Origin of the sequence: Thermus caldilimi (assembly GCF_004684245.1) — a bacterium.
In the GTDB taxonomy this organism is placed as follows: domain Bacteria; phylum Deinococcota; class Deinococci; order Deinococcales; family Thermaceae; genus Thermus; species Thermus caldilimi.
The window spans coordinates 1,781,591-1,796,414 of the sequence record NZ_CP038452.1 but is presented as its reverse complement, the minus strand read 5'-3'; the positions used below and the strand labels follow the sequence as shown (position 1 = coordinate 1,796,414).

At 66.1% G+C, this 14,824-nt stretch carries 15 protein-coding genes, 1 tRNA gene and 2 pseudogenes; 4 read left to right on the top strand and 14 right to left on the bottom strand.

The genetic code is table 11. The features are described from left to right. Positions 1-126: 126 nt before the first annotated feature. Positions 127-786 carry a DUF5639 domain-containing protein gene (locus EBI04_RS09420; protein WP_135257241.1) on the bottom strand — a complete coding sequence of 220 codons (660 nt, stop codon included), beginning with the start codon at positions 784-786 and terminating at the stop codon, positions 127-129. A gap of 43 nt (positions 787-829) precedes the next feature. Beyond that, the gene (locus tag EBI04_RS09415; protein WP_135257240.1) at positions 830-1,879 is read right to left on the bottom strand and encodes an MFS transporter; all 1,050 of its coding nucleotides are present in this window, start codon (positions 1,877-1,879) and stop codon (positions 830-832) included. Between the two features lie 21 nt (positions 1,880-1,900). On the opposite strand from EBI04_RS09415, the pseudogene EBI04_RS13240 reads away from it, so the two are divergent. The 3 genes and pseudogenes from EBI04_RS13240 to EBI04_RS09405 all read left to right on the top strand — a co-directional run bounded on the left by EBI04_RS13240 (position 1,901) and on the right by EBI04_RS09405 (position 5,444). Then, a pseudogene (locus tag EBI04_RS13240) lies at positions 1,901-4,017 on the top strand (primosomal protein N' family DNA-binding protein). Between the two features lie 2 nt (positions 4,018-4,019). Continuing rightward, positions 4,020-5,119, top strand: a pseudogene (gene alr, locus EBI04_RS09410) (alanine racemase). 4 nt (positions 5,120-5,123) lie between these two features. After that, positions 5,124-5,444, top strand: coding sequence for a DUF3208 domain-containing protein (locus tag EBI04_RS09405; RefSeq protein ID WP_135257239.1), 321 nt, complete (start codon positions 5,124-5,126; stop codon positions 5,442-5,444). On the opposite strand, the gene EBI04_RS09400 is transcribed toward EBI04_RS09405, so the two are convergent. The 10 genes from EBI04_RS09400 to EBI04_RS09355 all read right to left on the bottom strand — a co-directional run bounded on the left by EBI04_RS09400 (position 5,441) and on the right by EBI04_RS09355 (position 13,688). Further along, positions 5,441-6,139: a glucodextranase DOMON-like domain-containing protein gene (locus EBI04_RS09400; protein WP_135257928.1), complete on the bottom strand. Its 699-nt coding sequence runs from the start codon at positions 6,137-6,139 to the stop codon at positions 5,441-5,443. The two genes, EBI04_RS09405 and EBI04_RS09400, sit on opposite strands and share 4 nt — an antisense overlap. A gap of 8 nt (positions 6,140-6,147) precedes the next feature. Beyond that, positions 6,148-7,308: a gluconeogenesis factor YvcK family protein gene (locus EBI04_RS09395; RefSeq protein ID WP_206202027.1), complete on the bottom strand. Its 1,161-nt coding sequence runs from the start codon at positions 7,306-7,308 to the stop codon at positions 6,148-6,150. A 73-nt stretch (positions 7,309-7,381) separates the two neighbouring features. Continuing rightward, positions 7,382-8,203: an RNase adapter RapZ gene (rapZ, locus tag EBI04_RS09390; protein ID WP_135257237.1), complete on the bottom strand. Its 822-nt coding sequence runs from the start codon at positions 8,201-8,203 to the stop codon at positions 7,382-7,384. A gap of 8 nt (positions 8,204-8,211) precedes the next feature. Next, positions 8,212-9,036 (bottom strand): CPBP family intramembrane glutamic endopeptidase, encoded by an 825-nt coding sequence (locus EBI04_RS09385; RefSeq protein WP_135257236.1) that lies wholly within the window; start codon positions 9,034-9,036, stop codon positions 8,212-8,214. Continuing rightward, complete coding sequence (locus EBI04_RS09380; RefSeq protein ID WP_135257235.1) at positions 9,033-9,548, bottom strand: hypothetical protein; 516 nt, start codon at positions 9,546-9,548, stop codon at positions 9,033-9,035. Before EBI04_RS09380 ends, EBI04_RS09385 begins: the two co-directional genes overlap by 4 nt. Continuing rightward, a complete protein-coding gene (locus tag EBI04_RS09375) occupies positions 9,514-9,699 on the bottom strand; it encodes a type II toxin-antitoxin system antitoxin (RefSeq protein ID WP_135257234.1) in 186 nt (61 codons plus the stop codon). Before EBI04_RS09375 ends, EBI04_RS09380 begins: the two co-directional genes overlap by 35 nt. 41 nt (positions 9,700-9,740) lie before the next feature. Next, on the bottom strand, positions 9,741-10,853 hold the full coding sequence (locus tag EBI04_RS09370; protein WP_135257862.1) for a transposase: 1,113 nt from the start codon (positions 10,851-10,853) through the stop codon (positions 9,741-9,743). A gap of 36 nt (positions 10,854-10,889) precedes the next feature. Continuing rightward, positions 10,890-11,783, bottom strand: coding sequence for an SPFH domain-containing protein (locus tag EBI04_RS09365; protein ID WP_135257233.1), 894 nt, complete (start codon positions 11,781-11,783; stop codon positions 10,890-10,892). Between the two features lie 10 nt (positions 11,784-11,793). Further along, on the bottom strand, positions 11,794-12,972 hold the full coding sequence (locus tag EBI04_RS09360) for an ABC transporter permease (RefSeq protein WP_135257232.1): 1,179 nt from the start codon (positions 12,970-12,972) through the stop codon (positions 11,794-11,796). After that, on the bottom strand, positions 12,969-13,688 hold the full coding sequence (locus tag EBI04_RS09355; RefSeq protein WP_135257231.1) for an ATP-binding cassette domain-containing protein: 720 nt from the start codon (positions 13,686-13,688) through the stop codon (positions 12,969-12,971). The genes EBI04_RS09360 and EBI04_RS09355 overlap by 4 nt, the downstream gene beginning before the upstream one ends. 55 nt (positions 13,689-13,743) lie before the next feature. Between EBI04_RS09355 and EBI04_RS09350 the strand changes: the two genes are divergently transcribed. Continuing rightward, positions 13,744-14,028, top strand: coding sequence for a hypothetical protein (locus tag EBI04_RS09350; RefSeq protein WP_126169830.1), 285 nt, complete (start codon positions 13,744-13,746; stop codon positions 14,026-14,028). On the opposite strand, the gene EBI04_RS09345 is transcribed toward EBI04_RS09350, so the two are convergent. Together EBI04_RS09345 and EBI04_RS09340 are read right to left on the bottom strand one after the other, a co-directional pair. Further along, positions 14,025-14,588, bottom strand: coding sequence for a cob(I)yrinic acid a,c-diamide adenosyltransferase (locus EBI04_RS09345; RefSeq protein ID WP_135257230.1), 564 nt, complete (start codon positions 14,586-14,588; stop codon positions 14,025-14,027). The genes EBI04_RS09350 and EBI04_RS09345 overlap by 4 nt on opposite strands. 109 nt (positions 14,589-14,697) lie before the next feature. Continuing rightward, a tRNA-Arg gene (locus EBI04_RS09340) sits at positions 14,698-14,774 on the bottom strand. Between the last annotated feature and the right edge of the window lie 50 nt (positions 14,775-14,824).

Sequence of the window (14,824 nt, the reverse complement as noted above, 5' to 3'; positions counted from 1 at the left end):
GAAGGTGGGTTGGGGAGATGAAAGCACCGGTTCCACCCCTCTCCTTCCCCAGATGGGTCGGAAAAACAGCCTGTGTCCCCATCCCCCCCTTGGTCCCCGGGTGGGAACCATGGGGAACCATGAACCCTAAAGTGCCCGGGCAAGCTTTAGAAAGGTCTCTGGTGGCTCTGGGGCCCTGCCCCCATCCGCCCAGGAAAAGCGAAGGTCCTTGAGAGGACCCTCCCCTACCCCCATTCCCTGGGGGAAGAGGGGCCGCAGGTCCAGGGGTCTGGCCTCCTCCCCGCGGAAGGCCTCTTGGAAGCGGGCCACCTCCTTTTCGTGGCCGAAGTGGAAGGCGTAAAGCCACCACCACCCTCCCTCCTGGAGGGCGAAGAGAAAACGGGGATTGGGGGTAAGTTCGGGAAACTCCCCGGTGAAGGGCCTCTTTAAAAAGATGGAGGCCTGCCCCGGTCTCAGGCGAAAGACCACCTCGAGGGCCTTTCCCAACAAGCCGAAGCTCCCCACAAAGGGCCGCACCAGGTCGTAGCCCTGCACGTTCTTCACCACCACCCCCCCGGCCCGCACCACCCTTCCCCTGGGGGTCTTAAAGGTCAGGCCCAGGACCTCCGCCGGAAAGAAGAAAGTCTGGCCGAACCCCCCCCGTTCCAAAAGCCCCCCCACCCCGCCAGGGAGCTCCACCGGGGGGAAAGGGGGATAGAGCCGGGTGCCGGAAAGCCTTTCGTACACGGAAAGAAGCCCGGCCTCCCCGGGGGCTACCAGGTACTGGTCGGCGGCGTGGAGTTCCATGGGGTTATGGTAGCGCGGGGGGAGGGTTCCGGGAAAAAAGAGCTTACCTGACGGGGTCCAGGAGGAGGTTGAGAAGGGCCAGGGCCATACCCACCGCCACCGCCAGGGGGAAGCTATGGAGGAAGAAGGGGTAAAGAAGCCCGGCCAGGGTGCCCCCCAGGTAGAAGGCGGCCACGTAGGTGCCGCTTACCCCCGCTCCCTTTCTTCCGGCAACTCCTGAGGCCAGGCTTTGGGCGGTGAAGAGGGCGGCCATGAGGAGCATGAATCCCAGAACCAGGCCTGGGGGAGGCAGGAGCAAAAGCCCCAGGGCGAGGAGGACTAGGGAGAAGGCCAGGCGAAAGGTGGCTACCGCCCCGAACCGGCGGGCCAGAAGCCCCGAAAGGGCGCTTCCCGGGATGCCGAAGAGGTAGGCCAGGTACACGAGCCCCACCTCGCCTGGGCGGAAGCCCAGCTCCAGAAGGCGGTAGGGTAGGAGGTTGGCCAGGAAGAGGTTCAGGAAAAGGAGGATGGAACCCGCCAGGTACAAGGGAAAGGCGGAAAGGTCGTATTGCGGCCTACCCAGGGCGGGAAGCCCTGTGGGAGCCCGAAGGAGGACGAGGCCTAGGAGAAGGGCAGGCAGGGAAAGGAGGAGGAGGGCGCCTCGCACCCCCAGGGATTCCGCCAAAAGCCCTGCCAGCACCCGGCCCATGCCCCCGCCCAGAACATTCCCCGCCATGTATACCCCGGCCATCTCCCAGGCCCTTTGCGGAAAGAGGAGGGGGATAAGGGCGATGGCCAGGGTGGGCACCAGGGCGGCCCCCACCCCCTGGAGGATGCGGCAAAGGGTCCAGGGGAGAAGGCTGGGGCTAAAGGCTCCGAGCACCCCCCCTAGGCCCACCAAGAGAAGGCCCCCGCCCAACAGGGTACCCGTCGGCAGGCCCAGGCGGGGTACCCAGGGGGAAAGGAGCACCAGAAGCAAAAGGGGCAGGCCCATGCCTGGCCCCGCAGCCCCTGGGGGGGCAGCGAAGAGCTTTTCCAAAAGGGGTAACAAGGGCACCACCGCGTAGAGGGCGCTGTAGAGGGCCACCCCAGAAAGCACCACCGCCCACCGCATCCCCCTTATCTTATGGGCAGCATGCGCCTTCTTCAGGTGGCCTTACCCCTGCCCCTTCCCCCCATGACCTACCTGCCTCCCCTGGGCCAGGAGGAGGAGGAAGCTTTGGGGAAGCGGGTGGCGGTGCCCTGGCGAGGGGGGTGCGGGTGGGGGTGGTGGTGGGGGAAGGGGGCAGGCCGAGCCATGCCTTGCGGCACGCCATCGCCTATCTGGACTCGAGGCCCTACTTGCGTCCGGAGGAGATCCTGTTTCTGGAGGAAGCCGCCCGCTACCTCTTCGCTCCCTTGGGTCAGGCGCTGGCCGACTTCCTACCCCCTTTTCCCGAACTAAGGCACCGGGTGCGCCTCTACCCAGGGGCGGACCCAGCCCTTCTGCCCAAGGGGTTGGAGGGCCTTGTCGCCTGGCAGGAGGCTAAGGGGTTTGACCCCAAGCTTCTGGATTACCTGCGGGAGGCTGGGGTCTTGCAGGAGGAGGTGGCCTTCAAGGAGGGGAAAAAGGTTCTCATCCCCCTGGAGAAGCGGCATCCTGACCCTTTCCTGGACGCCGTTTTGCGGGTCCTTTGGACCCTAGGCCAAGCGGAGAGTTTGGCCGCCTTGGCCCGGGCTGCTGGGGTGGGGGTGGGCCGGGTGAAGCGGCTTCTCGCCGAGGGGTACATCGGCTACGCGACTCCCAGGGAGCCTTCCCCTACGGGCGAGCCCCTAAAGCCCCTCTTCCTTCCGGAAAGGCCCGAAAGGCTGAACGGGGGAAGGCTTGGGGAGAGGATGCGTTTCCTGGCGGGTCTGGTGGCCAAGGGAAGCCACCTGGTTCTCTTCCCGGAGGTGAGCCTCTTGGAGCGCTTCCTCCGTCACTTTCCCCAAGCCAGGCCGTACCATGGGGGCCTTTCCCGGGAAGCGCGGGAGGTCCTTTTCCGGCAGCCTACCGGCTTGATCTTCGCCACTTACGGCGGGCTTCTCCTCCCCTTCACCCCGGATTCTTTGGTGGTGGTGGAGGAGGGGAGCGAAAGCTACAAGCTTCCCTCAGGGACAAGGGCCTTTGTGCCTCCCTTGGCGGAGCTCAGGGCGAGGCTTTTGGGAGTCCCCCTTACCTACCTTTCCCTGGTGCCCGCGGTGGAGGTTTTGGAAAAGCCCGGCCTGGTTTTCCCGGTACCCAAGCCGAGGGTTCTCCTGGTGGACTTGAGGAAGGAGAAGGGGTATCCCCTTGTGGGGAGGGCCTGGGCCCTTTTGAAGCAGGTGGAGGAGAAGGGTCGGCAGGCCCTGGTCCTTTCTCCCCGCTTGGGCTATAGCGCCTTCCTCCTCTGTGCCGACTGTGGGTACAAGCCTACCTGCCCCAACTGCGCCCTTCCCTTGCGCTACCGCAAGGGGGGCAGGGGGGAGCTGGTCTGCCACCAGTGCGGCCACCGCGAGCCTCCCCCGGTCTTGTGCCCGGAGTGCGGCTCCCCCCTTTTGGAGCCCAAGGGGCCAGGGCTGGAATGGCTGCAGGAAGAACTGAGGGGGCGCCTTTCCCTACCCGTGTACCGCTACTCCAGGGAGGGAAAGGATGACCTGGGCCCCCTGCTCGAGGGAGAACCAGGGGTGGTGGTGGGCACCACCGCCTTTCTCCGTGGCCCGGTGCTCCCCGAGCTGGCCTTGGTCCTTCTGCCCTATGCCGATGGCTTCCTCTACGATGCCGATTTCCGCGCCGCCGAGCGGTACCACCGCCTGCTTTGGGCCCTCACCGAGCTCCGGCCAGGGAGAAGGCCCCTTCTGGTCCTCCAAACCTACACCCCCGACCACCCTGTCCACCAGGCGCTCTTGGAGGGGAGCGTGGAGGTCTTCCCCTGGAGGGAAAAGGCCCTGCGGGAGGCCCTGGATTACCCTCCCAAGGTGCGGATGGTGAAGCTGGAGGTGGCCCACCGCAAGGAGGAGCGGGCCCTCGAGGAGGCCTATGGCCTCCTTGCGGCCCTGAAGGACGTGGCCCAAGAGGGCGAGGTGCTGGGGCCGGCCCCCGCGCCGGTGCCCAGGGTGAAGGGGATGTACATCTTCCACCTCCTCCTAAGGGGAAGCACGGAGCGGCTTGGGAAGCTTCTTGCCCACCTGGACCGCCGTCGCTTTAAGCTGGATCCCGATCCCCACCGCTTCGTGGGGCTTCTGGAGGATTAGGCATGGGTCACGCGATGGCGTACCTCGGGGCCCGGGCCTGGATGGAGGTAGACCTTAAGGCCCTCGAGGCCAACTGGCTTCTTCTAAGGGCTAGGGCCAGAGGGGAGGTGATTCCCGTGCTTAAAGCAGACGCTTACGGGCACGGGGCCTTGCCCCTGGCCCGCTTCCTCTTCCAAAAGGGGGCCAGGCGGGTGGCGGTGGCCACGGTGGGGGAGGGGAGGGCCCTGCGAAAAGGCGGAGTGGAGGGGGAGGTCCTCCTTTTGGGAAGCCTCCACCCCTTGGAGGCGGAGGAGGCCCTGCGCTGGAACCTGGTGCCGGGCCTTTCCACCCTCGAGGCGGCCCAGGCCCTGGCGGAGAGGGCCCGGGCCCTGGGCCTAACCCCCAGGGCCCACCTCAAGGTGGACACGGGGATGAACCGGGTGGGCTTTCCCTGGGAGAAGGCCAAGGGTGCCCTCCTGGCGGTGGAGGCCTTGGGGATAAGGGTGGAGGGAGTCTATACCCACCTGGCCACCGCCGGGGAGGACGCAGCCTTCGTGGAGGTGCAAAGAAGCCGCTTCCAAGGGGTGCGGGAGGCTTTAGGAAAAGGCTACTTCTACCATCTGGAAAACTCCCACGGGCTTCTGCTACACGGGGGGAGAACGTGCGGGTGGGGCTCGCCCTCTATGGCCTCATCCCAGGTTTCGGCCTGAAGCCCATCCTTCGCCTTCTCGCCCGGCCCACCCTGGTAAAAGAGCTGAGGGCAGGCGACCGGGTGGGCTACGGAGGGGAGTACGTGGCCCGGGGTGGGGAGTGGCTCTTGACCTTGCCCGTGGGCTACGCTGACGGGCTTCCCCGGGGGGCGGTCCGCTTCGTGAAGGGCCCCGAAGGAGGCCTTTACCCGGTGGCGGGCCGCATCTCCATGGACCAGACCACGGTCCTTTCCCCGGGGCCTTTGCCCCTGGAGGCGGTCTTGGAGGTGCTCTCCCCGGATTTCGGCCCCACGGGGCTTTGTGCCTGGGCCGAGGCCCGGGGGACCATCCCTTACGAGGTGGCGGTGCACCTTTCCCGGAGGCTTCCTCGGGTTTACCGCTATGGCGAGGAGGTGTGGGAGGTTCTAAACTAGACGGGTGCAAGCGGTGCGCCTGTTCCAGGGCTACCTCTGGTACCCCAGGGAGCTTGCCCTGGACCTGAAAACCCTACTTCCCCAGGAGGTGGAGGGGGCCAGGCTTCTCCTGGACGAGGTGCCGCCCCCCACGCCCTTCTTTGAGGACGGTACCCCCACCCATACCCAGCGCTTCTACCAGCTCACCCTCCTGTTTCTTACCGAGGAGCCGCTCGAGGCCCTGAAGCCCCTGACGGAAACCCTGGCCCCGGTGGTGCAGGGGATGCTGGAGGGGCTTCCCAAGGGGGTGGGCTGGCTTCTTCTCGAGGATTTGCGTCCCCTCTAGGGCTTGCGGAGGAGGAAGGCCAGGAGGAGGGAGGCCCCGCCCAGGGCAAAGGCCAGGAGGCTTTCCCTCTTAAGGGTGAACCCCTTGGGCCTTAAGGGCTTCAGGATGCCGGTTTGGTAGGCCTTTACCTGGTCCAGGGGTGCCTCCGTCAAAAGGTCCACCACTGGGGGGCTTCCCGCCGGGGCCCCCAGGGTCCAGGGGCCGCCTTCCGGGGCTATGGGGCGCAGGTACCAAGGGGCAAAGGGGTCAAAGAGGCCCACCGCCCCGTAGTAGCCGTAGGGTCCTGGGGAAAGCCCCGTGTCCACCGCTACCCATTCCCCTTCCCGCCATACCCTTACGGGCGATCTTTCCCCAGCCGGGGTGCGCTTCTCCCCCCCGAAGCCCGTGAGGACATAGGCCACCTCCCAGCCTTGGCCGGGGGGGGTGGCAAGCCCGGGAAGCAAGGCCTCCTCCCCTCCTTCCCCGGTGTCCAACCAGAGGGCCACCGTGGCCAGGCTGAAGCCCAAGGGCCCCTCGAGGGGATTCGGGTAGCGGCTCAGGCGCACCTTAAGGACCAGCTTCCCTTCCCGTTCTTCCCCCGCCAGGGCCAGGAGGTCGGCATAACCCTCCCCCGCCTCCTGGAACAGGGCTGCCCGGGGATAGAGGTAGGCCAGGCCTTGATCGTCGCCCAAGGGATCCTGGAAGAGGAAAAGCACGCCCATCTTTATACCAGGGAAACGAGGGCCCTCACCACCTTTTCCGGATCGTGCTGGGCCAAGGGACCCTCCTCCCGGAAGTCTCCCATGATCACCCGCACCCCATCCACGGCAAAGGGCCTGGGGTCAAAGGCCACAGGAAAGCGCCCTTCCTCGGCATAGCGCTTCAGGACCTCCTGGGGGATGGGGGCGGTGTGCACCAGAACCACCTCGGGCCTTCGGCCCAGGTGATAGGCGACGGCCTTGTAGTGGTCGTAGGCGGTGTAGCCGTCGGTTTCCCCGGGTTCGGTCATGAGGTTCACCACGTAGACCAGGGGAGCCTTGGCCTTGGCCATGGCCTCCAGGAGGGGCTTGGGCAGGAAGCTGGGGATGACGCTGGTGTAGAGGCTTCCCGGGCCCAGAACCAGGAGGTCCGCCTGACGGATGGCCCTGAGGGCTTCCTCCATGACCCGCTGGGGTTCGGGTTCCAGGAAGACCTCCTGGATCCGCCCCCTTTTTTCCCGGATGGCCACTTCCCCCACCACCTCCGAGCCATCGCGGAAGCGGGCCCTAAGCCGCACGGCCTCGGGGGTGGCGGGAAAGACCTGGCCCCGAAGCTGCAGAATGGCGTTGGCCTCGAGGATAGCCTGGGCGAAATCCCGGGCCTCCTGGTTCAGGGTCAAGAGGAAGAGGTTGCCGAAGGTGTGGCCCTTAAACTCCCCTTCCTGGAAGCGGTGGTGCAGGAGCTTGGGAAGGGCAGGGTGATCGGAAAGCGCCGCCAGGCAATCCACCAGATCCCCCACCGCCGGCAGGCCGAAGGCCAGGCGTAGCCGGCCCGTGGAGCCTCCATCGTCGGTCACCGCCACGATGGCGGTGGTGTTGGCCGTGTGCTCCTTCAGGCCCCTCAGCACCCGGGAAAGCCCGGTTCCGCCGCCAAAGGCCACCACCTTGGGGCCCTGCTCTAGCCTCCTGCGCACGTAGACCTTTTCGGGAACCTCCTCCGGCTCGGTGAAGGCGGAGAGCATGCTCCGGTTCATGCTCCTTACCCCTCCCACCAAGAGGGCGAGGCCCAGGAGGACAAGGACCAAGGCCCAGGGTTCCGGGGGTGGGGGAGGGAGGAAGCGGGCCAGCCCGTAGGCCATGAGGCCTACCCCCAGGCCTGCCAAGGCAGCGTAGCGCTTGACCCGCATCCCTGGGTAGAGCCAGCGAAGCGGGGGAAAGCGCCGGGCGAGCCCTTTGGCTACCCGGTAGAATCCCAGTGGCCTATTCCTCCTTGTCCACATCGCGGTGGCTTACCTCCACCCGGAAGCGGCTTGAGAGCTCCTCGGCGAGCCGTTCCGCTACCGCCACGCTTCTGTGCCTTCCCCCGGTGCACCCCACGGCCACGGTGTAAAAGGCCCTTCCCTCGGCCTTGGCTCCTTCCGCTGCCAGCCCTACCACCGCCAGCAGAGCCCGGTAGTAGGGTTCGTGCTCCTCCCGGAACACGTAGGCCTGCACCTCGGGATCCAGACCCGTCTTGGGCTTGAGGCCGGGGTCGTAGTGGGGGTTGGGCAGGGGGCGCACGTCCAGGACCAGATCGGCTTCCTGGGGCGGGCCCCACTTGAAGCCAAAGGAGATGAGGCGCAAAAGAAAGCCCGCTTCCTCCCCCAAAAAGCGCACCAAGGCTTCCTTCAAGGCCCTTGGGGAAAGCTCCGAGGTATCCAGGACCAAATGGGCCCTGGCCCTTAGAGGGCCCAGGATGCGGCGTTCCTCCCCGATCTCCCGCATGAGGTTACCCGCCCCCAAAGGGTGGACCCTCCGGGTCAGGTTGTAGCGGCGCAGGAGGACCTCGGGGCGGGCCTCGAGGTAGACCACGGTGGGCTTGAGCCCGTCCAAGGTCTTTTCCAAATCCCCAAAGAAGGCCAGGGCCCGGGCGTCCAGCACCACCCCGGCCCGCTCCACCCCCCTTCGGCTCAGTTCCTGCAAAAGGGCTTCCCACAGGCTTGGGGGGAGGTTGTCCACCATGAAGTAGCCCAGGTCTTCCAAAAAGCCCTTGGCCGTGGTCTTGCCCGCCCCGGAAAGCCCCGAAAGCACCAGAAACCGCATCCCCTTGACTATACCTGCCTCCTCAGCCAGAGGTTGAAGAGGGAAAGGAGGAAAAGCCCGGGGAGCCCCACCACCCCGATGAGGAGGTCGTGGGTGCGTTCCACCAGCAGAAAGGAGAGGCCCGCCACGGCGTTCAGGGTGCCGTGGAGGAGCGCCGCCGCCAGCAGCGAGCCCCCTTTCTCCCGCACGTAGAGGAGGGCGGGGGTGAGGAGGAGGGCGAAGAGGACCATCATGGGTACCCCCAAGAGGGGCTCATGGGGGTAGTTGTGGCCGGAGAGGACCAAAGGAGCGTGCCAAAGCCCCCAGTAGAAGCCGATCTCCAGACTGGCAGGCCAGAAGCCCCGGTCCCGAAGCCTTTCCCATAGGTACCCCCGCCACATGAGCTCTTCCCCCAGGGCGGCCAGCAGGTTCACCGTGGCCCCCGCCAGGAGGCCCGTGAGGAGGAGGATGAGGGGAAGGAGGCGGAAAAAGCCCTGCGGGAGCAGGGCCAGTTCCTCCGGGGGTATCCCCCCGTAAAGGGCGGCGAAACCCCGCCAGGGGGCGAAGGGCAGGCTCAAGGGGAGGGAGAGCAGGGTGAGGGCCACGGGGAAGAGCCAGGCAAAGAGCCAGTAGCGGTTGGGTCGTAAAGAGAGGGGAAGGCGCACCCCTTCCTTACGGGCGAAGTAGAGGGCCACGAAGCCGGGAAGCCACATGTAGAGGAAGCCGAAAGCCGTGAGGAAAAGGGCGGTTTCGGGGTTCGCCTCTTCTGGGGCAGGGTTCCAGCGCCCGCCCAAGAGGTAAAAGAGCAGGTAAACCCCCCACGAAAGGCCGAAGGTCCAGTAAAGGGCGTTCATCGTTCCTCCTTCCAGGCAAGGAGGGGCTTTGGGTCCTCCGGGTTCAGGAGGAGGCCCCTCCCCTCCTTCAGCAACAGGAGCACCCCTTCCCCCCGCCGGGCCCCCACGAAGGCCTCCACGGGAAGGCCCTCGAGGCGAAGCCGCCGGTGATGGTAGCCGGGCATGGAGGTCTCCCCCTTGTAGCGGTAGCTCCACCAAGGGAGGGCGTAGGCCAGGAGCCGCACCTCCTTCACCTGCGAACGGTGAACCGAGCGGTGGCCGAAGGGCAGGTGGAGGGTGAGCACGGGGCCCCGTAGCTCGTAGAAGAACCTTTGGGGAAGGCTGGCCAGCCAGTAGAGCAGGACGCCCACCGCGGGAAGCTCCAGCAGGAGGAAGCCGAGAAGGAGGGGGAGGCTTTCCGGTTTCTCCCGGGCAAGGACTGCGCTGGCCCCAAGGGTGGCCAGGAGGAAGAGGGCGAATAGCCCCAGGAAAAACCGCTTAGGGTTCCCGTCCCTCCTCGGAAGTAGCCGCATCCTTCCACCTCCCCGCCCGCTTGGCTGCCTCCTTCAGGAGGTATTCTATTTGGGCGTTCACGCTCCTCAGCTCGTCCTGGGCCCATTTCTCCAGGACCCGGTAGAGCCTCGGGTCCAGCCGCAAGAGGAAGCGCTTTTTCTCCTCTTTCACCCCATTGCCCCTAGGCGTAGAGCGTCCCCACGTTCACCACCTCAAAACTTGCACCTCCCGAATACCCTGCATGAACACCCCCTTCCCCCCGCAGGCGGAGGCCAAAGACCCAAAGCTCCCAGCTCGGCCATGAGGACCCGCAAGACCACCTCCGGCAGAAGCAGGCGCGCCGCCTCCCGCCCAGCCTCCCGCCAAGAAAGACCTCTCCCGTCTGGAGCTAGCCTCACCCAGTGGGCCAGCAGGTAAGCCAGGAAGGACAACACCAGAAACCGATGCACCCCCAAGGCCGTCCGCTGCCCAAAACGCCCCAGGGAAAACTCGCTCTTTACCGTGCGGAAGAAGTGCTCAATGGTAAACCGCCGCCGCCCCCACACCAGCACAGTCCGTGGCCCCGCGGGAAAGGTGGCCACCACGTACCGCCACTCCCACCCTCCCCCGGGTAAGGGATAGCGGTACCAGCTCACCCACACGGGAAAGGGAAGTCCCCGCAGGTGCACCCGGCTCCCCTGCCGTCTGAGCCCAAAGAGGGGAAGCCCCTCCCGCGTCTTTCGGTCCCGCCGCATCCCCACCACCGCTTCCAGACCCAACCCCCGCACCCCCACAAGAAACCGGGCGGTGCCGAAGGCAGCATCGGCCACCACCCGAAGGTGGAAGGACTTGCGCATCCAGGGGGGCAGGGAGGCCAGAAGACGCAGGGCAAGGAGGGAAAGGGCCTTCTCCCCCTTCCCCCGCCACACCCGGTAGGCCCAGGGGATGCGCAGCTCTCCCAGCACCAGATAGAGCACCACCAGGTGGAGCCCCCACTTGCCGTGGAAAAAGGAGAGGGGCAAGGCGGGGAAGAGGCCCCGCTTCTCCAGGGTGACCAGGTCCAGGACCACCAGGAGCCTGGGCTTGGGCCCCCGCCTGGGCCTGGCCCGGTGGAGGGTTTCCTGGGCCTTCTTGCGAGCCAGGCGGATGAGGGCGCGGGTGGGCCAGGGATAGCGGTTGAGGAAGCGGGAGAGGGCGGAAGGGGACTTGGTCTTGCTGTGCTGGGGCCTGGCCTTGCCGTGGCCGGTGAGAAGGAGGAGAAGAAGCGCTTTGAGGGACTCCCGGAGGTGGGGGGTTGGCAGGAGGGCCAGGAGGGTCCAGAGTAGAGCTTGGGCCGTCTGGTGCATGGCACCCTTCATCCGAAGGGAACCGGGCGGCCCTTTTCAAGTGGTCCCCTGGCGCATGGGTATGCGGGGGGTGGATAAGTGCAAGTTTTGAGCCACCGGCTGGGCCTGGGCCTCGGAGACCAGGGCCACCATGAGGTTGTTCACCATGGCCGCCCGGCGCTCCTCATCCAGGGCCACCCCGCTGGCCTCGAGGCCCGCCAAGGCCTCCTTAACCATCCCCACCGCCGCCTCCACGATCAGCTTCCGGGCCGCCACCACCGCCAGGGCCTGCTGGCGGCGGAGCATGGCCTGGGCCACCTCGGGGGCGTAGGCCAGATGGGTGATCCGGGCCTCCAGCACCTCCACCCCCGCCACCTTGAGCCGCGCCTCCACCTCGGCCTTCAGCTCCTCGGCGATCTCCTCAGGGTTGCCCCGCAGGGAAACCCCTTCCCCGTCGTAGGGGTGGCGGCTCGCCAGGGCCCTTATGGCCGCCTCCGACTGGATGGCCACGAAGCTCTGGTAGTCCTCCACCTGGAAGAGGGCCTTGGCGGTATCCACCACCCGCCAAACCACCACCGCGGCGATCTCGATGGGGTTCCCTTGGGCATCGTTGACCTTGAGCTTCTCCGAGGTGAAGTTGTGGACCCTTAAGGACACCCGCTTCCGCTGGGCCAGGGGGTTGGCGAAGTGGAAACCCTCCTCCCGCACGCTCCCCACGTACCGCCCCAAAAAGGTAAGGGCCACGGCCTCGTTGGGCTGCACGGTGAAGAGTCCCGCCCCCAGAAGCCATGAGGCCAGGAGGGCAAGGAGGAGGTGCCAGAGGTAGAAAAGCTCCCGCTCCCGCAGGAGGCCGTACCCCGCCCACCCCATCCAGAAAAGGGCCAGCAGTAAGGCCATCAGGGCCAAAAAACCGCTTGTCCGCCACGCCGTAAACTCCTTGATCTCGCGCATCTTTTCCTCCCTAGTTACGGAAGACCACCTCTTCCCGGGCGAAGACCCGCACGGCATAGAGGAGCGCCAGCCCGGCGTACACCAGGGTGGAGCCCCAGGTGAGGCCTGCCTGCAGGGGGGTGGCGCTCCCCTTCAGAAGGGCGTCCATGAGGAGGGCCACGTTGAAGAGGGGCACCAGGTGGTGCCAGGCCTCCAGCTCAAAGAAGCCCCGGAACTGCAGGAAGAGGAGGGGCAACAGGGCCAGAAGCTGGAGGGGAGCCATGTAGCTCTGGGCTTCCTTGAAGCTTCGGGCGTAAAGCCCCAGGCTCACCATCACCGCTCCCATGAAGAGGGCCAGGAGGAAAGCGCTGAGGAAGAGGGCAAGGAAGCTCCCCCCGTCCAGAGCGATCCGGCCCCCCAGCTCCAGGGTCTGGCTGCTTTCCGTGAGGAGGCCCCCACCGAAGCGGGCGGCCAGGGCCCCGCCCAGGGCGATCCCCAAAAGCCCCGACACCCCGGAGAGGAGGGCCATGGCCACCGTGGCCAGGGTCTTGCCCAGGGCCAGATGTAGGAGGGGCACCGGGGCCATGAGAAGGGCCTCGAGGGTGCCCTTCTCCTTCTCCCCCGCGGTGGCGTCCACCGCCACCACCTGCCCCCCGGAGAGGACGAAGACCACCAGGAAGAAAGGGAGGAGGAAGCCCAAAACCCCTCCCGCTTTTTCCCGCTCAGGTGAGGCGTCCACCACCTCCACCTGGAAGGGGTGGAGGACCTCCTGGGGTACGCCCCAGCGGGCGAGCTCCGCCGCCACCATGGCCTCCTTCAGCCCCTGGAGGGCGGCCTGCACCTTGCCCACCGCCACCTGCCCCTCCGTGAGCCCCCCGGCCAGGCGGCCGTAAACCCGGTACACCCCCTGCTCGTAGCGGACGCCCACGGGATACTTCCCCTCCCGCACGGCTCCCTCGGGGTCGGGGTGGGCCTTGGGGGAGAGTCCGGCCTGCTCCAGGGTGCGGAGGGCCTCTTCGGGCAGGTTCAGGACTGCCACCTCCTGCTTCCTCTCCTGGGCGCCCTGCAGGAGCCTTTGGAGGACCAGGCTGGGCCCGAACATGAAAATGGGCATGAGCAAGATGGGTAGGACCAGGGTAGAGAAGACCAGCTTGCGGTCGCGAAAGACCTGCACAAGTTCCTTCCAGAAGATGCGGTAGATATTCCTCATGCGGCCTCCTTCACCCTGCGCACGAACGCCTGCTCCAGGCTTCCCTCCCCCAGGGCTAGGGCTTCCTCCTTGCTTCCCTCATAGACCAGCCGGCCCTGGTGCAAAAAGCCCACCCGGTCCGCCACCTCCTCTGCCTCGCTCATCACGTGGGTGGAGTAAATGATGGCGTTGCCCAGCTGGCGGTAGGCCTTGACGAAGTCCAGAAGAGCCCTGCGGGCGAAGACGTCCAGCCCGGCCGTGGCCTCGTCCAGAAGGAGGACGGGAGGGCGGTGGAGGATGGCCCGGGCGATGACCACCTTCTGGCGCATGCCGGTGGACATCTCCATGACCCTTCGCTCCAGGGTTTCCTCCATCTCCAAAAGGCTCGCTACCCAGTCCAGGGCCTCCTGGAAGGCTTGGCCCTCGAGGCCGTAAAACCCGGCGAAGAACCGGAGCACCTCCCGCCCCGTGAGGCGGTCGTAGACCCGCATGCCTCCGTTAACCAGGCCCAGGCGCCGGCGCACCTCGAGGGGGTCTTGGGCCACATCAAACCCCGCCACCTTGGCCCTGCCCTTCGTGGGGCATATCAGGGTGGAAAGGATGCGCAAGGTGGTGGTCTTCCCAGCCCCGTTGGGACCCAGGAGGGCGTAGACCTCCCCGGGGCTCACCCGGAAGGTGAGCTCCCGCACGGCCAGGTGCTGGCCGTAGGCCTTGGTGAGACTAGCGACTTCAATCATATATCTTAGTGATATCACACCGCCCGATTGGGGTCAAGGGCCATAATGGATTTGCATGAAGGCCATGACCTTCTGGGTCAAGCCGCAGAGTTCCATTGAGGCCCTGCCCGAGGCCAAGGATCTGGTGCAGGACCTATTGGAGCTTTTTTACGAGTATTTCCCCGAATACGAGGGATGCCTGGGGTTTTCCCAGTCCCCGAGAAGGCCCCGCTACCTTTTCCTCTACATGGAGGGTCCTTGCGGAGGCCTCTTGCCCTCAGCCGCCCTGTTCCTGAAAGATCTTCTGGAAACCGCTTTCCCCGGGGCCGAGGTAAGGGTCTACGGCAAGCCCTGGCCCTAGCGCCTTTTCTTCACCAGCCAGGCCTCTTCTCGCACGCCTTCCCGGGCGTTCACCACCCGGGCCAGGACAAAGAGAAGGTCAGAAAGGCGGTTGAGGTAGCGGATGGCCTCGGGGTTCACGGGTTCCTCCCGGCTTAAGGCCACCACCTTGCGCTCTGCCCGGCGCACCACGGTGCGGGCCAGGTGCAAGGCTGCTGCTGCCGGATGCCCTCCCGGGAGGATGAAGCCCTGGAAGGGGGGGCTTTCCTCCATGTAGCGGTCGATGGCCTGTTCCACTTCTTCCACGTCCTGGGCGTCCATGCGGGCGATGTTCTTCTCGTAGGGGCTGCCCATGCGGGTGGCCAGGTCGGCCCCCAGGTCGAAGAGGGCGTTTTGGATGCGCTCCAGGAGGTCCTGAAGGTCTATGTGTTCCTTGGGGAGGAGACTCCGGGCCAGGCCGATGGCGGAGTTGGCCTCGTCCACGGTGCCATAGGCTTCCACCCGGGGGTGGGCCTTCACCACCCGCTCGGCCCCGTAGAGGCCGGTTTCCCCAGCGTCCCCGGTCTTGGTGTAGATCTTCATGGCCCCATTGTAGGGAGTTTGCCGGTAAAAGGAGACTCTCGGAACCCAGAAGCAGTAAAAAGCCGCTTCCGGGGCCGCTACTGGCCCCGGAAGTGTTGCGTTCTGGACTTGGCGGGCCCGAGAGGATTCGAACCCCTGACCTGCTGATCCGTAGTCAGCCGCTCTATCCAACTGAGCTACGGGCCCAAGCCGACCCTCAAGGTAGCATGGGAAAGCCCCCCTTGTCAATAATGGGG

Coding starts and splice junctions, on each gene's coding strand:
- EBI04_RS09420 (WP_135257241.1), bottom strand. CDS start 786: ATGGAACTCCACGCCGCCGACCAGTACCTGGTAGCCCCCGGGGAGGCC.
- EBI04_RS09415 (WP_135257240.1), bottom strand. CDS start 1,879: ATGCGGTGGGCGGTGGTGCTTTCTGGGGTGGCCCTCTACAGCGCCCTC.
- EBI04_RS09395 (WP_206202027.1), bottom strand. CDS start 7,308: ATGCGGGTCAAGCGCTACGCTGCCTTGGCAGGCCTGGGGGTAGGCCTC.
- rapZ (WP_135257237.1), bottom strand. CDS start 8,203: ATGCGGTTTCTGGTGCTTTCGGGGCTTTCCGGGGCGGGCAAGACCACG.
- EBI04_RS09385 (WP_135257236.1), bottom strand. CDS start 9,036: ATGAACGCCCTTTACTGGACCTTCGGCCTTTCGTGGGGGGTTTACCTG.
- EBI04_RS09380 (WP_135257235.1), bottom strand. CDS start 9,548: ATGCGGCTACTTCCGAGGAGGGACGGGAACCCTAAGCGGTTTTTCCTG.
- EBI04_RS09370 (WP_135257862.1), bottom strand. CDS start 10,853: ATGCACCAGACGGCCCAAGCTCTACTCTGGACCCTCCTGGCCCTCCTG.
- EBI04_RS09365 (WP_135257233.1), bottom strand. CDS start 11,783: ATGCGCGAGATCAAGGAGTTTACGGCGTGGCGGACAAGCGGTTTTTTG.
- EBI04_RS09360 (WP_135257232.1), bottom strand. CDS start 12,972: ATGAGGAATATCTACCGCATCTTCTGGAAGGAACTTGTGCAGGTCTTT.
- EBI04_RS09355 (WP_135257231.1), bottom strand. CDS start 13,688: ATGATTGAAGTCGCTAGTCTCACCAAGGCCTACGGCCAGCACCTGGCC.
- EBI04_RS09350 (WP_126169830.1), top strand. CDS start 13,744: ATGAAGGCCATGACCTTCTGGGTCAAGCCGCAGAGTTCCATTGAGGCC.
- EBI04_RS09345 (WP_135257230.1), bottom strand. CDS start 14,588: ATGAAGATCTACACCAAGACCGGGGACGCTGGGGAAACCGGCCTCTAC.